Origin of the sequence: Acinetobacter sp. NIPH 2100 (genome assembly GCF_000369805.1) — a bacterium.
Classification (GTDB): domain Bacteria; phylum Pseudomonadota; class Gammaproteobacteria; order Pseudomonadales; family Moraxellaceae; genus Acinetobacter.
Window position 1 is genome coordinate 2479761 of record NZ_KB850224.1, and the last position, 14993, is coordinate 2494753.

14 protein-coding genes are annotated in these 14993 nt (G+C 40.6%); 3 read left to right on the forward strand and 11 right to left on the reverse strand.

Annotated elements, in window-relative coordinates:
- Positions 1-14: 14 nt before the first annotated feature.
- Positions 15-314, reverse strand: a complete 300-nt coding sequence (locus tag F887_RS06410; protein WP_005295316.1) for a recombinase-like helix-turn-helix domain-containing protein — start codon at positions 312-314, stop codon at positions 15-17.
- A gap of 25 nt (positions 315-339) precedes the next feature.
- On the reverse strand, positions 340-645 hold the full coding sequence (locus F887_RS06405) for a non-heme iron oxygenase ferredoxin subunit (RefSeq protein ID WP_005295318.1): 306 nt from the start codon (positions 643-645) through the stop codon (positions 340-342).
- 268 nt (positions 646-913) lie between these two features.
- Here F887_RS06405 and F887_RS06400 point away from each other — a divergent pair, with 268 nt between their 5' ends.
- A complete protein-coding gene (locus F887_RS06400) occupies positions 914-1726 on the forward strand; it encodes an IclR family transcriptional regulator (RefSeq protein WP_005295320.1) in 813 nt (270 codons plus the stop codon).
- A gap of 50 nt (positions 1727-1776) precedes the next feature.
- Here the strand turns inward: F887_RS06400 and F887_RS06395 are convergent, their stop codons facing one another.
- The 5 genes from F887_RS06395 to F887_RS06370 all read right to left on the reverse strand — a co-directional run bounded on the left by F887_RS06395 (position 1777) and on the right by F887_RS06370 (position 7186).
- The gene (locus F887_RS06395) at positions 1777-2586 is read right to left on the reverse strand and encodes an SDR family NAD(P)-dependent oxidoreductase (RefSeq protein ID WP_005295324.1); all 810 of its coding nucleotides are present in this window, start codon (positions 2584-2586) and stop codon (positions 1777-1779) included.
- A 113-nt stretch (positions 2587-2699) separates the two neighbouring features.
- A complete protein-coding gene (locus F887_RS06390; protein ID WP_005295326.1) occupies positions 2700-3155 on the reverse strand; it encodes an SRPBCC family protein in 456 nt (151 codons plus the stop codon).
- Positions 3156-3396: 241 nt separating this feature from the next.
- On the reverse strand, positions 3397-3669 hold the full coding sequence (locus F887_RS06385) for a hypothetical protein (RefSeq protein ID WP_005295328.1): 273 nt from the start codon (positions 3667-3669) through the stop codon (positions 3397-3399).
- A 761-nt stretch (positions 3670-4430) separates the two neighbouring features.
- Positions 4431-5879: an NAD-dependent succinate-semialdehyde dehydrogenase gene (locus F887_RS06375; protein ID WP_005295332.1), complete on the reverse strand. Its 1449-nt coding sequence runs from the start codon at positions 5877-5879 to the stop codon at positions 4431-4433.
- Positions 5880-5881: 2 nt separating this feature from the next.
- Positions 5882-7186, reverse strand: coding sequence for a 4-aminobutyrate--2-oxoglutarate transaminase (locus F887_RS06370; RefSeq protein ID WP_005295335.1), 1305 nt, complete (start codon positions 7184-7186; stop codon positions 5882-5884).
- Between the two features lie 162 nt (positions 7187-7348).
- Between F887_RS06370 and F887_RS06365 the strand changes: the two genes are divergently transcribed.
- Entirely contained in the window at positions 7349-8857 is a 1509-nt protein-coding gene (locus F887_RS06365; RefSeq protein ID WP_005295337.1) for a MocR-like pyridoxine biosynthesis transcription factor PdxR, read from the forward strand.
- A 70-nt stretch (positions 8858-8927) separates the two neighbouring features.
- Here F887_RS06365 and F887_RS06360 read toward each other — a convergent pair whose 3' ends face one another.
- Positions 8928-9395: an Lrp/AsnC family transcriptional regulator gene (locus tag F887_RS06360; RefSeq protein WP_005295339.1), complete on the reverse strand. Its 468-nt coding sequence runs from the start codon at positions 9393-9395 to the stop codon at positions 8928-8930.
- Positions 9396-9515: 120 nt separating this feature from the next.
- Between F887_RS06360 and F887_RS06355 the strand changes: the two genes are divergently transcribed.
- Positions 9516-10394, forward strand: coding sequence for an EamA family transporter (locus F887_RS06355; RefSeq protein WP_032863153.1), 879 nt, complete (start codon positions 9516-9518; stop codon positions 10392-10394).
- An 18-nt stretch (positions 10395-10412) separates the two neighbouring features.
- Here the strand turns inward: F887_RS06355 and F887_RS06350 are convergent, their stop codons facing one another.
- The 3 genes from F887_RS06350 to F887_RS06340 all read right to left on the reverse strand — a co-directional run bounded on the left by F887_RS06350 (position 10413) and on the right by F887_RS06340 (position 14910).
- Complete coding sequence (locus F887_RS06350) at positions 10413-11804, reverse strand: amino acid permease (RefSeq protein ID WP_005295344.1); 1392 nt, start codon at positions 11802-11804, stop codon at positions 10413-10415.
- A 98-nt stretch (positions 11805-11902) separates the two neighbouring features.
- On the reverse strand, positions 11903-13468 hold the full coding sequence (locus tag F887_RS06345) for a CoA-acylating methylmalonate-semialdehyde dehydrogenase (RefSeq protein WP_005295347.1): 1566 nt from the start codon (positions 13466-13468) through the stop codon (positions 11903-11905).
- A 59-nt stretch (positions 13469-13527) separates the two neighbouring features.
- Positions 13528-14910, reverse strand: a complete 1383-nt coding sequence (locus F887_RS06340; RefSeq protein ID WP_171067403.1) for an omega-aminotransferase AptA — start codon at positions 14908-14910, stop codon at positions 13528-13530.
- Between the last annotated feature and the right edge of the window lie 83 nt (positions 14911-14993).

A 14993-nucleotide genomic window follows, 5' to 3' on the forward strand; every position in this document is an offset into this window, starting at 1 on the left:
TGTTCTTCCTTGAATCAATAACCCAAACGTTGCATTTCTTCTGAAAATGCTTCAGAAGTCCATAGCTCACCAGACTCGCAACGGAAGCCCTGCTGATTTAAAGATTGAACTAAATCACCAAGCTCTGTTACGCCTGTCGAAAAGGCCTTAATTAAGTGCTGAACAAAATCCTGTTCGTAGACTGTTGGCTCTTTATAACGCGTCTGCCAAACCAGAAGTTCTGACTGTCCTGGTATTTGAATATTGTTAATCCCTGCTTCGGTCGCTGGCGTGGCATGAATCCAATTCGCTAGCTTCTCATTAAAAGTTTTCATGAGATTCCATCCTTATAAATAAGACTTATAGTTGAATTTGAACGTCCTGCCCTTCAACACGTACGGGATAAGTGCATAAATCACGGCATCCCGGACCACTTTTTAGCTCACCTGTTTGAATATCAAAAATTGCCTCATGTAATGGGCATTCCACTGTTTGATCTTCAATAAAACCTTCTGTTAATAAGGCAAAAGCATGTGGGCAAACATTCTCGATGGCAAAATAATGATCATCGATGAAAAAAACGCCTATTTTCTTACCGTCGACTTCAATGGCTTTCGGCTCGTCTTCGGTGATGTCGTCTTGCTGACAAACTGAGATCCAACTCATCCTTGCATCCTCATTTGTTTTATATATAAAACAATATTTGATATAACAAACTTTAGTAAAGAATACTCCTATGCGGTTTTTCCTGTCAAATTAAATATATTCTTTAAATTCAGTATCTTGATTTTTATTACACATTATTTTACGTTTTACTGAAAAAATTTTGTTTTATATATAAAAATATATTTTATAAATCTATTTGCAGTTACAATACAAACCGAAGAAAACGAAATGTACAAATTTGTGCTTTTTTGATAGGAAAATTAACTCAATGAATTCGAAAGTTGAAACAGACTCCCAAGAATCTGATGCAATAAAAAATGATGAGCGTTATTTAGTCCCTGGCTTAGTTCGTGGCTTGGCAATCCTGCAAGCCTTTAATCAACAAACCCAAGAAATGACCATCACAGAAATTGCCGAGATTTTAGATGTAAACCGTTCCAGTGCATTTCGACTGATCTATACCTTGGAATCTTGTGGTTTTCTGAGAAAGGCATCGCAAAAAACCTATGCACTAGATTCAAAAGTCATGGAGCTTGGCTTTAATAGTCTATCTAGACAGTCCCTATTAGATTTAGCGACACCGCTCATGAAAGAGCTTCGCGATCAAACCCAGCTTGCTGTCCACCTTTCTATATTGGAAGGGACACATATCGTCTTTATTAACAACATTCAATCCAATGGCACATTTACCAGTAATATTGGGTTAGGTACACGTTGGCCTGCCCATGCAACTGTCATTGGGCAAATGCTGTTGGCCGATTTGCCAGAAACTGAGATCAGGGATCGTTATAAAGGTTTTAGTCAGTGGGACACCTTTTCTGAGCTAACACCTAAAAACCTCAAAGAATTACTACAGCGTCTTAGCTATGTAAAAACACAGCACTCCATGGTGAGTTGGGGTCATTACAACCATGATATGGCAGCCTGTGCTGCACCGATTTATAAACAATCAACCAATAAAATGGCTGCTGTTCTCTCTGTGAGCTGTCCATTAGGCAGTTATGATGAGCATCATTTTAGAAATGAAATTGCTGAGACGGTGATCCAAACGGCAGATAAAATCTCTAAATTCATCTATTAATCTATAAAAAAAGCAGCTTCAGCTGCTTTTTTTATCGACAAACTAATCAATCATGCTTCATCAGTCTTTAGTTTCTTCTTTAAGCGTTGATCCATTAATTGGAACAGTGGCCGTGAAAGATTCATTGCCCAAGTCGGTGCAGTATTTAGTAAGGCATTTGCAACAAGGCCCGTTTTACTACTGACACGATAAGATTTTTTCTCAATGGCTTTCACAATCCATCCCGCTGCTGCAGGTGTATCCAACATCTTCATATGTTTATATATTGCTGTTTTAGAAGACATTGGTGTTCTGACCATTGGAAAATAAACAATACTGACATCAATTCCTTTTCCTTTTAACTCCATCGAAAGTGAACGAGAAAAAGACTCAAGTGCCGATTTACTGGCCAGATAGGCTGAAAATAAAGGAATTGGAACCTGCGTTGACATGGTTGAAATATTGACGATATGACCCGAAGCATTGGCTAGAAAATGAGGTAATAAATGCAGTGTCATATTCACTGCCGCAAAATAATTGATCTGCATGGTACGTTCATAATCATGTAAGCGATCAAGTGATTCCAAAATCGGACGCCTGATAGAACGCGCTGCATTATTCACTAACACATCAATCTTTTGATGTTCAGACAATATTTTATCTAAACACGCTTTGAGCTGCTCAGCATCAGTGATATCTGCTGGATAAATAAAGACTTGCCCCGCTTGAGCTTGAATCGTAGCCTGAATCTTCTGTAATTCATCAGCACGACGTGCAATCAGACAAACCGTTGCTCCGGCTTGAGCAAGTTGAATCGCTGCCTCTGCGCCAATTCCACTTGAAGCACCTGTAATAATGATCGTCTTTTTGCTTAAATTCATTATGCTTCCTTAAATACAATATTGCTGAAATTTTGATGTAGAACATCTAACAGCAGTGGCTGCAGATCAATTTTTGTGTCCATTTTTTTATTAAAATGCCATGTAGTAAAAAGTTACAGCGCTTTAATCTTAAATTGATTCATTTGAATTGCAATTTTTTTCAAACCATATGTAGCCAAAGACTTAAGCTGCATAAGCGCAATGTTTGTCACCAAAGGAATCTTGCTATCCAACCAAATGCTATAGGTTAAATTTGTGCATTCACCAACCTGTTCAAATTCCAATCGGCCTAAATGATAAGAAAACAGACTATTTTTTAACATTTTATATTCAATCAGCTGGTTGGATATGCTTTGGGTAATTTCTTCTTGGATTGGTTTTAACGGGCCGATTCCCATTTTTCGAATTGAACCGATCCCATCAGTATTATGAGCATCATTAGAAGTTTTTATCACTACGGATTGCAGCGGCCACAACACGGTATTGAATGTTCGGTGTTTAGAAAAAAGTAGAAAAATAAAGTCGATAGGTGCATTAAAAGTTTGCTTCATGACTACACATTTAGGCATCGGATCTATTCCTTTTCAAAACATGCTCCATACACGGTTTCTTTAACCATGAAATTGATGTAATGCTCCTTAGTATTGGATAAAACTTATCGATTCAAGTTTGACCATGGATTTTTACATCTACATTTTGGAACTATTTAGATTTTAAGTATAAAGCCCTTGCCTGATATAACTTGACACTTTGCTTAATTCTTTGACTTTGCGTGCCATTTTCAATATATAAAATATAAAAAGTATCGTGTTACTTGGTTGGGCACTCACACGCACCAAACATGTTGTATACAAAATACACAGGAGCATCTTCGGGGTAAACATCAATGTCTTTGACCATACATAAAAGTCCCTCACTGAGGATAATCAAAATATCTTTGTTTCGACTGACAACCACTCCTTTCTTAATTGTTTTATTCATATTATCGGCATTATGTATAAAAAAAACTTTTCGACCTGATTTAATATGACCTGGAATAATCTTTTTGTACAAACCACAACTTTTACAAATCCATTTCTTCACTATCAAATCTCAAAAAACAAAAGAGTCATCATATTAAAAATAAAGAAAGATAAATAAACATTAAAAACACTAAAAATTAACATCAAGATCTTTTTTCTGCACTCAAAAAAGCACTAAAAAATATAAACACACATGAATCATAAAATAAAAACAGATTGGGACAAATTTTTAAATAAACAACAACTCACCCACAAATAAAACTATAATCAAATAATAAAAAATATAGAGATTAATTTTATGTCTGAAATTGAGAACATATCTATAGTTATCGTAAAACGATTAAAATATCTCTCTCAGCAAAAAAGGATAAACTATCATGAAGCAGAGCAATACTTTACCCATGACTTTCATTACATAAGTAAAGATCAAAACATTAGCTCAAATACGATCTATCATTTTTTGGAAAACTTAAATAGTAATGAATGTAGATATGAAGTCCAGAAAATTAAAATATTATCAAAAAACATTTATTTAATTCACTTAAATTGCATTAATAATAGAATAGAAAAAATTTACCACAACACTATTCTTATTCACGGCGTGTCGACTTTAATCATAAAAAGAATTGAGAATCGATATCTTATCTCAGATGCAATTGAATTTAATAATGAGCAAAGCTCTCCAGTTTACTCAGTCTTAAAAAATTTTAGTTAAATTTATATCAAGAAAATTCTATTTACCCTTTTCTTAATCAATAGCTTAAATAATAAAAAAGACCTAAAGCGTGGGTCCTACGCATTTAGGTCTTTAACTTTTGTCATTTATGAAATATCAACGCACATATATTTGAGCTCTAAATATTCCTCAATGCCGAATTGAGAGCCTTCACGCCCTAGACCTGATTGCTTGATTCCACCAAAAGGCGCAACTTCATTTGAAATCAATCCCGTGTTCACACCTACCATCCCATATTGCAAGGCTTCACCGACACGCCATTGACGTGCCACATCTTTGGTGAAGATATAACTGGCCAAGCCGAACTCGGTATCATTGGCCATCGCGATGGCTTCAGCTTCTTCATTGAAACGGAATAAAGGAGCCAATGGGCCAAAGGTTTCTTCCTTGGCAACCTTCATCTCCTGTGTTACGTCTCTTAAGATGGTCGGTTCAAAGAAAGTTTTACCCAATGCATATGGTTGACCACCGACAACAATTGAAGCTCCTTTACTGCATGCATCGGCAATATGTGATTGCACTTTTTCGACTGCATCTTGATCAATCAACGGGCCTTGGGTCGTACCATCTTCACGCCCGTCACCAACACGAAGTTGCTGTTCAACCGCAACTTTCAAGCGCTCACAAATCGCCTCATAAATTCCATCTTGAACATAAATACGGTTGGCACAAATGCAAGTCTGTCCACTGTTACGGAATTTGCTGACCATAATGCCTTGCACTGCACGCTCGACATCCGCATCATCAAAAATAATCACAGGGGCATTGCCACCCAGTTCTAGTGAAAGTTTTTTAATGGTTGGCGCACATTGTTTCATTAAGATACGACCAACATCGGTAGAGCCTGTAAAACTGAGTTTACGTACCGTATCGCTTGTGCATAGGGTTTGTCCGACTGCTACCGCATCGCCACTAATCAGGATAAATAAATCCGCAGGTAAACCTGCCTGTTCAGCAAGAACAGCTAAAGCATAGGCAGTTAATGGCGTTTGTTCTGCGGGTTTAACCAACATCGAACATCCAGCAGCCAAAGCTGGTGCAATTTTTCGGGTGATCATGGCTGCTGGAAAATTCCACGGGGTAATTGCTGCAGTCACCCCAATCGCTTGCTTAAGTACAATCAAACGCTGTTGAGATTGAACTGGGGTTAACACAGAACCATCAACACGGCGTGCCTGTTCTGCAAACCAGCGAATAAATGAAGCGGCATAACCAATTTCGCCACGTGCCTCGGCTAACGATTTGCCTTGCTCTGCTGTCAAAATCTGCGCCAAAGCTTCGCGATGTTGCAAAATCAACTGATACCAAGCCAATAGAATGTCGGCGCGGACCAAAGCAGTTTGCTGCTGCCATTGTGCTTGAGCGATGGCTGAACGCGCAATAGCGGCTTCCACATCAGCTTGATCAGATCTCTTCACCCAAGCCAAAGCCTGCCCTGTTGCAGCATCATCCACTACAAAGTATTTTTCTGTCGAAGCTGAATCAAAGCGAATATCTGGATGCTTTAATAAAGCCTGTAAGCCAAAATCAATCATGCTTAAGCTCCAACAGGCTTTTGCGATGCAGGTTGTTGTGCAGCAATGGCATCTTGAATAATCACCAATGCTTGATTGAACTGAATTTCAGGAATGGTCAATGGATACAAAAAACGAATCACATTGCCATGCTTACCACAGGTTAAAAGCAATAAGCCCTGCTCCATTGCATATTGCTGAATGGCTTTAGCCACTTCTGGTTTCGGTTGGCCCGTTGCATGATCACCAAACTCAACCGCAACCATCGAACCCAAAGCGCGAATATCAATGATATCTTTGGCATGTTTCTGTGCTGCTGTGAGCATCGCCACTAATTCTGCGCCTAATGTATTGGCACGCTGACATAGTTGTTCATCTTCAATCACGTCAATCACCGCATTGGCTGCTGCAATCGCCAGTGGATTACCTGCATAAGTACCGCCTAAACCACCTGGGTTTGGTGCATCCATCACTTCGGCACGACCAACAACACCAGACAATGGAAAACCACCACCCAAACTTTTTGCCATCGTAATCAAATCAGCTTTGACTGGATAATGCTGCATAGCAAACAATTGACCTGTACGTGCAAAACCCGTTTGGACCTCATCAGCAATTAAAAGAATACCGTGTTCATCACAAATCTTGCGTAATTGCTGCATGAATTCTACAGGTGCGACATTAAAACCACCTTCACCTTGTACAGGTTCGAGCACAATGGCTGCCACATCGTGTGCTGCAATATCCTCACTAAAAATTTCTTCTAAACTAATCAAGGCATCTTTAACCGTAATGCCTTTTGAAGCAACAGGATAACGTGCGTGAAATACCCCAGCCGTCATCACGCCAAAGTCACGTTTATAGGGTGCTGTTTTTCCCGTCATGGCCATGGTCATAAAAGTACGGCCATGAAAACCACCGCCAAATGTAATAATACCGTGACGACCTGTCGCAGCACGTGCAATTTTCACTGCATTTTCAACCGCTTCTGCACCTGTGGTAAAAAATGCTGTTTTTGCAGGCCCCTCAATAGGCGCACGTGCATTGATACGCTCAGCCAGTGCGACATAACTTTCATACGGTACAATCTGGTAAGCCGTATGCGTAAATTTATTCAATTGCTCAGCCACAGCTGCAATCACTTTCGGATGACAATGTCCTGTATTTAAAACTGCAATTCCACCTGCAAAATCAATATATTCATTGCCTTCCATGTCCCATAAAGTCGCATTGCTCGCACGTTCAGCATACCATTGGCACATGACGCCAACACCACGTGGTGTTGCTTGCTGTTTACGAGCATTTATTGCAATATGCTTTGCATCCATTTTTTACCTCTACACGACTAAACAATAATCTTTTGGAGCATTTAAACGGCTTCATCGAAAAAAAACTTGCTGAAACAACGTTAAAATGCGCTATAGGTACCTAATGTGTACCTTTTATAGGGAATAGACGAGAGCCATTTTTGGACTAAAGGAGAGAGCCAATTGCGTACCTTGTTAGGCGACTACCTGTTACAGCACTTACAACAAATCAGTGAAGGGACCTTACCTGCTCGGGTTTTTCATTGTCTAAGAGAGGCCATTTTAGAAGGGGTTCTTGCACCTAATACTCGTCTGCCCGCTTCCCGTGATTTGGCCAATGAACTAAATGTTTCACGTAATACCGTACTCAATGCCTATGAACAGTTACGGGCTGAAGGTTATATTCAGGCACATACAGGTCGAGGCACTTGGGTTTCAGAAAACCTGCCTGAAAGCTATACTCAAGTAGGTACAGCAACCATTCATCCTACAACAACTAAAATCGATCCAAATGGCACACTCTCCAAACGTGGCGCAAGTTTACTTCAACATGCAGCAGCCTCCCCTTATCAATGGGGAGCTTTTGTGCCTGGCGCACCTGATGTCACAGAATTTCCACATGCCGAATTTAATCGAATTAAGTCCCGTCTAAGCCGTCAGCCTGAAATTGCCAATTTGATTTATAGTAATGCTGGAGGATGTACTGAATTACGTCAGGCACTGGCGGACTATCTGCGGATTGCCCGCTCAGTCAATTGTGAAACCGACCAGATCATTATTACTGAAGGCATCCATCAGGCGGTTGATCTGGTATCACGTGCTTTGTGTGACTTGGATGATCATGTCTGGATTGAAAACCCTGGCTATTGGGGTGCCAAGAATATTCTGCGTATCAATGGCTTAAATATTATTCCTATGCCAGTTGATGCGGAAGGAATTATACCTGAAGAGCAACCGTCACCCCCGCCTCGTCTGATTTTTGTCACGCCCTCACATCAGTATCCTTTGGGTTCACACCTTAGTTTGCCTAGACGTAGGAAATTGCTTGATCTGGCTAAACAGCATAACAGTTGGATCATTGAAGATGATTATGATAGTGAATTCCGTTTTTCGGGTCAGCCCTATCCATCTTTACAGGGTTTGGAAGATAATCCACCCGTAATCTATATTGGTACTTTTAGTAAAACGATTTATCCCGCCTTACGTATTGGTTATATGGTTGTGCCCAAACAATTGGTGCAGCCTCTACGTACCATTTCGGTTGAGCTTTATCGTGGCGGCCATCTATTGACTCAACGAGCCTTGGCCGAATTCATCCGTGAAGGACACTATGCAGCACATATTAGAAGGATGCGTTTGCTCTACAGTAAAAGACGTAAATTCTTGATTGAATTGATTCACCGCTATCTGGGTGATGTATTTTTACATGAATTTAATCATGATGCTGGCTTGCATTTAGTGCTGAAGTTACCAGAACATGCCAATGATATTGAAGTCTCAGCACTGGCACTTTCTCGTGGCGTCAATGTTCGTCCACTCTCTCAATATTACTCTGGTACAGATACGCCAGTTCAACCCGGTTTATTGCTTGGATTTGCCTGTGTTCAAGAACAAGATATGACGTTTGCTTTTAGTATCTTGCGTCAATGTTTGATCGAAAATGGCATTGAACTTTTTCCACAGAACCGCTGATCACACAAAATCATGCTGGGTTGAGGAACGATGACAACTCAACCAAGTGAAGCCTACCCATCAATTCAATTTAAAAGCATAAATCCAAACTGACTTTGACCCGATCTAAAACAATTAAGGTTCGATAGGTCTTGACGTCATTATTGTCTGCAAAATGCTTTCTAACCAAAGTTTCAAAATGCGATAAATTATTGGAGATCATAATGATGATAAAAGAAACACCGCCATTAACGAAATAGCATTGTTGAATTTCATCGACTGCCGCAAAGTACTGCTTTGCCCGATCCATAACCACTGAACGATCTTCGGCGAGACGGACTTCAATAATAGAAGTGACCTTCTCTCCAAACTTTTTAGGACTCAATACCGCACAATTTTTTTCGATAATGGATTCTTGTTCCATTCGGACAATACGTCGTTGTACCGATGCTTGGGAAAGACCGATTTGATCTGAAATCTGTCGATGTGAGGTTTTATTATCCTGCTGTAATATTCTCAAAATTGCATAATCGAAATGATCAAGTGAAATCTCAGCCATGAATTAATTCCTCATCTTTTGCTAATAATAGAGTGAATAACTCATTCACTTCAATGAATAAGCAGATTTTAATCACAGTTCTAGAACTAAAATCTCATGATCCATCTCTTGGTCATCGACATGATTTCTTCTGCCCACCCTAAACAAGAACTGGCTTTGGCCGCAGCCTGCTTATCTCTGATCTCTGTTCAAATTGGTGCTGCGATTGCAAAAACATTGTTTCCAATCTTCGGAGCAGAAGGCGTTGCGCTCATTCGCTTAAGTTTCTCCGCTATTTTGTTATGGATTATATTTAAACCATGGCGTACTTTTCATGCCGACCTGCCTTGGAAAAACCTTTTTATTTATGGACTCGTGCTCAGCTGTATGAATCTTTTAATTTATAAAGCATTTGCCCATTTATCTATTGGTATTGCCATTTCAATTGAAGTTTTAGGCCCTTTAACTGTCGCGATGTTCATGTCAAAGCAGAAACAGGATTTAATTTGGGGTGGTCTATCATTGATCGGCTTAATACTTTTGCCTTTAGGGGGGAGTCATCAAAATTTTAGCTATCTAGGCATGGGGTACGCACTCGCGGCAGCATGCTGTTGGGGGCTTTATATTATCTATGGCACCAAAGTTGCAAAAGGTGGCGGAAATACCGTCGCAATTGGAATGCTGGTCGCCTGCTTATTTGCACTCCCTTTTGGCATTACCGACATAGGTAATATTCTGCATTCATACTGGATATTATTGCTCTGCATTTTAGTTTCGCTACTTTCCAGCACGATTCCATTCTTACTGGATATTTTTGCAATGAAAAAGCTAGAGCCCAAAGTCTTTGGAATATTATTGAGTGCTTCGCCTGCGGTTAGTGCCATTGCGGCTTGGTTAATTCTGGGAGAGCAGCTCAATCTTTATCAGATTCTTGGTATTGCGATTATTATGACTGCTTGTGCAGGTTGCTCATATTTCTCCTATAAAAAATCAGGCCTCAGCATTCAAACAGAGACCTGATGCTTTTTAAAATTTGAACTAATCTACACGTACCGCGACTGGCCTATTACTTTTCTGCTTACGCGTCACAATCAAACCGCAGATCACGACACCTATGGTTACACTCAAGGATAATGTTGTTTCATGACTATATTGCGGTGATAAGAACATATATCCCAACACGCTCGTAATCACGATAATCACAAACCATGTCAGCCAAGGAAATAGCCACATTTTAAAAGGAACAGTTGCCCCCTCTTTTTCTAATTTGCTTCTTAAGCGTAACTGAGAAAATGCGATCACCAGATAAACCAATAGTGCAATTGAACCCGTGGTTGAGAGCAAGAAACCAAAGACTTGACCTGGAAACAGATAATTGACAGCGCAACAGATGACACCAACAAAAGTCGATGCAAATACAGCAATAGTGGGTACACCTGCTCCATTGATTTTAGTGACAAGTTTGGGTGCTTCATGACGTGCACCCAATGCAAACAACATTCGGGAAGAGGTATATACAGCTGCATTCATACAACTTGCAACAGCAATAAATACCACGGTGTCCATAATCAGCTTGGTTTGTGGAACATTGAGACTGACCAACACATACTGAAATGTCCCTAATTTCTGTAAGTCTGGCGAACGCCAATCGACCAAGGCAACGGCAAGAAAAATAGACACCACAAAGAATAAAATAATGCGATAAAGCACCAAATTGGTGGCTCGTTTAATCTTTTCTTCTGGATTTTTAGATTCTGCTGCCGCGATCGACAAAATTTCAATACCAAAAAATGAAAATGCCGAAATTAAGATGGCTGATAAAACCCCACCCATCCCATGTGGCATAAAGCCGCCATTTGAAAATAGATGACCAACACCACTAACATCTTTAGCTAGAGGCCAAAATCCAAAGACTGCCGTGACACCAATCAAAATAAATACAATAATTGCAATCACTTTGATTAAAGCAAACCAGAATTCAAACTCACCAAAACTTTTGGTGCTAAAGAAATTCGCCAAACTCAGCAGAATAATAAACGCGAAAGCATAAATTGCACTGGAAATCTGTGGAAACCAAGCATGTAAAATTTCAGCACCCGCAATCGCTTCGATTGGAATCACTAAACCCCAAAACCACCAATATAACCATCCAATAGTAAAACCAGCCCAAGGGCCAATTGCTTTACGTGCATAGGTGGAAAATGAACCTGTATCTGGTTGTGCAACGGCCATTTCACCGAGCATACGCATGACCAGAAAAACCAGAATACTGGTAATGATATAAGCCAATACCGCAGCGGGCCCTGCTTTGGCAATTGCAGCGGATGAACCGACAAATAAGCCTGCACCAATCACTCCACCAATACTGATCATCGTGACATGGCGGTTGGAGAGTCCTTCACCTAATTTTGTTGTTTTCGTACTATTCATATTTTATTCCTTAAAAATACGTATCAAGTCGTTAATCACATTTTTCAATTCCTACAAAAAATAAAAAAGGAAAACTGGTTGTTTTCCCTAAGTGCAAATTAATTTAAAGTTGGCATGGCAAATTGTTTTGCCTCACGAATTTGTGCCGATGGCCAACGTTGTGTAATCGTTTTACGGCGCGTATAAAAACGTACACCATCTGGACCATAGGCATATAAATCACCGAATAATGAACGTTTCCAGCCCCCGAAACTATGATAAGCAACAGGAACTGGTAGCGGCACATTTATACCGACCATTCCCACTTGAATATTGTTGCTAAAATAACGTGCTGCTTCACCATCACGGGTATAAATACAGGTGCCATTACCATATTCATGATCATTGATCAGTTGCATGGCTTGTTGCATGGTTTCAACACGAATCACTTGTAATACAGGTCCAAAAATTTCTTGCTGATAACTGGTCATTTCTGGAGAAATTTGATCAATCAAAGTCGGTCCAACAAAAAAACCGTTTTCATAACCAATAGGTTTAGCATCACGGCCATCGACCACAATTTTAGCACCTTGTTGCTCTGCACTTTGAATATACGCTTGTACCTTATCTTTATGTGCTTGCGTAATGAGCGGGCCAAAGTCATTACTGGCATCGGCATAATGTCCAAACTTCAATTGCTGCATTTCTTGCTTGAGCTTTGCGATCACCACATCCGCAACTTCATCACCGATAGCGACGGCAACCGATAACGCCATACAACGTTCCCCCGATGAACCAAAGGCGGCACCTAGTAATGAGGTCACGACATTATCAATATCAGCATCAGGCATGATAATGGCGTGATTTTTTGCACCCCCCAGTGCCTGACAGCGTTTCCCGGTCGAAGTCGCGGTACGATAGATATATTCGGCAATCGGCGTTGAACCGACAAAACTAATTGCTTGAATCTTTGGATGATGGAGTAAAGCATCTACCGCTTCTTTGTCACCGTTCACCACGTTGAATACACCATCAGGTAATCCTGCCTGCTTAAGCAATTCAGCCAGATATAATGCGGCTGAAGGGGCCTTTTCAGAGGGTTTTAAAATAAAGCAATTGCCACAAACAATGGCCATCGGGAACATCCACAACGGCACCATCGCAGGGAAATTAAAAGGTGTAATTCCTGCAACTACTCCTAAAGGCTGAAATTCACTCCAAGAATCAATATCTGGGCCAACATTTTTTGAATATTCACCTTTTAAAAACTCAGGTGCAGCACAGGCATATTCCACATTTTCAATGCCACGCTGTAATTCACCTTGGGCATCATGACAAATCTTGCCGTGTTCCTGTCCGATCAGCTCACACAGCTTCTCAGCATTTTCTTCCAATAATTGTTTAAACTTAAACATTACCCGTGCACGTTTAATCACAGGCGTATCACGCCATGCAGGGAACGCCTGCTCTGCAATCTGTACCACCTGATTGACCAATTGCGTATCTGCCAAGGCAACCTCTTTGCTGATTTCACCTGTTGCAGGATTATAGACCGCTTGTTTTCTGTCGGACTCCGTGACCAGACCACCTTGAATGAAATGCCCAAGCATTTGAGTTGCTGATGATGCTTGAGTTGAATCTGCATTGCTGAACTGATCAGCATCAAAATGTTCTAAATTATTCATTTGTATTCCTGCTCTCTGTATTATTTTCCATGTACTTCAAACTGTGTTACAGCTCAGCCTTATTTCACTTGATATAGGGTTTCACCCACGGCATTCATTAACCGTGATAATTGAGCTTCAGTACTGTTAAACATTGGGCCAAATTGAATGGTGTCTCCACCAAAACGTACATAGAAACCTGCTTTCCACAGTTTCATACCAATTTCAAATCCACGAATGGTGGCATCGCCATCTCGTGGTGCCAGTTGTAAGGCACCGATCAAGCCACAGTTGCGAATATCAATCACATTCGGTGCGCCTTTTAATTCATGCAGCAACTTTTCAAAACTTGGCGCTAAGGCCGCAGATTGAGTAATTAAGTTCTGTTTTTCCAATACGTCTAATGTGGCTAAAGCAGCAGCGCAAGCGACTGGATGCCCTGAATAGGTATAACCGTGGGTAAATTCAACTGCATGTTCAGGCAAGTCTTGTTGCATAAAAGTGTTGTAAATTTCACCACTTGCCACCACGCCACCCAATGGAATGGCACCATTGGTAATTTGTTTGGCGAAAGTAAGTAGATCAGGGGTAACATCAAAATATTCAGCCGCAGTCCATGTGCCCATACGGCCAAAGCCAGTAATCACTTCGTCAAAAATCAGCAGGATATTATGTTGATCGCAAATTTCTCTCAGGCGTTTTAAATAGCCTGTTGGTGGCACAATACAGCCTGCTGAGCCTGAAACTGGTTCAACAATCACAGCGGCAATATTTGATGCATCATGTAGTTCAATCAGTTTAAGCATCTCATCGGCCAGTTCAATGCCTCCCGTTTCGGCACAGCCTTTGGTAAAGCTTAGATGCGGTTGCAAGGTATGCGGCAAATGATCAACATCCATCAATTGACCGAACATTTTACGGTTGCCACCAATCCCGCCTAGGCTTGTGCCTGCCACGTTAACGCCATGATAACCGCGAGCGCGCCCAATCAGCTTGGTTTTGCTCGGTTGACCTTTGATACGCCAATAAGCCCGTGCCATTTTGACGGCAGTATCTGCAGACTCAGAACCCGAATCGGTAAAGAAAACATGCTGTAGTTTTTCTGGCATGTGTTGCACAATTTTTTCAGCCAACTGAAAAGCTAAAGGATGTCCAAACTGGAATGCAGGTGAATAATCCAGTTTTGCCAGTTGCGTACTGACCGCTGTTTGAATTTCAGGCAAGGTATGCCCTGCTCCACAGGTCCATAAACCTGACAAAGAGTCATAAATCTCACGTCCAGTACTATCAACCAAGTGCGCTCCTTTTGCAGCTACGATGATGCGTGGATCTTTGTGAAAATTACGATTGGCAGAAAATGGCATCCAATGCGCTTGAAAATTTAAGCTCATTTGAATATCTGACGGACTCACTTCCATTGCCTTATCTCGGTCATTTGAGGTATCGATATCAAACATAATCACTCTTCTTGTTTTGGGGTTATGCTTGGAGTGTACAGAGCGATATAGTTTTGATAAATTCAAATTGTCTTGAGTTTAGATATAAA

Coding starts and splice junctions, on each gene's coding strand:
- F887_RS06390 (WP_005295326.1), bottom strand. CDS start 3,155: ATGCCTAAATGTGTAGTCATGAAGCAAACTTTTAATGCACCTATCGAC.
- F887_RS06345 (WP_005295347.1), bottom strand. CDS start 13,468: ATGAATAATTTAGAACATTTTGATGCTGATCAGTTCAGCAATGCAGAT.
- F887_RS06410 (WP_005295316.1), bottom strand. CDS start 314: ATGAAAACTTTTAATGAGAAGCTAGCGAATTGGATTCATGCCACGCCA.
- F887_RS06350 (WP_005295344.1), bottom strand. CDS start 11,804: ATGAATAGTACGAAAACAACAAAATTAGGTGAAGGACTCTCCAACCGC.
- F887_RS06395 (WP_005295324.1), bottom strand. CDS start 2,586: ATGAATTTAAGCAAAAAGACGATCATTATTACAGGTGCTTCAAGTGGA.
- F887_RS06405 (WP_005295318.1), bottom strand. CDS start 645: ATGAGTTGGATCTCAGTTTGTCAGCAAGACGACATCACCGAAGACGAG.
- F887_RS06375 (WP_005295332.1), bottom strand. CDS start 5,879: ATGATTGATTTTGGCTTACAGGCTTTATTAAAGCATCCAGATATTCGC.
- F887_RS06400 (WP_005295320.1), top strand. CDS start 914: ATGAATTCGAAAGTTGAAACAGACTCCCAAGAATCTGATGCAATAAAA.
- F887_RS06355 (WP_032863153.1), top strand. CDS start 9,516: ATGATTTCTTCTGCCCACCCTAAACAAGAACTGGCTTTGGCCGCAGCC.
- F887_RS06370 (WP_005295335.1), bottom strand. CDS start 7,186: ATGGATGCAAAGCATATTGCAATAAATGCTCGTAAACAGCAAGCAACA.
- F887_RS06360 (WP_005295339.1), bottom strand. CDS start 9,395: ATGGCTGAGATTTCACTTGATCATTTCGATTATGCAATTTTGAGAATA.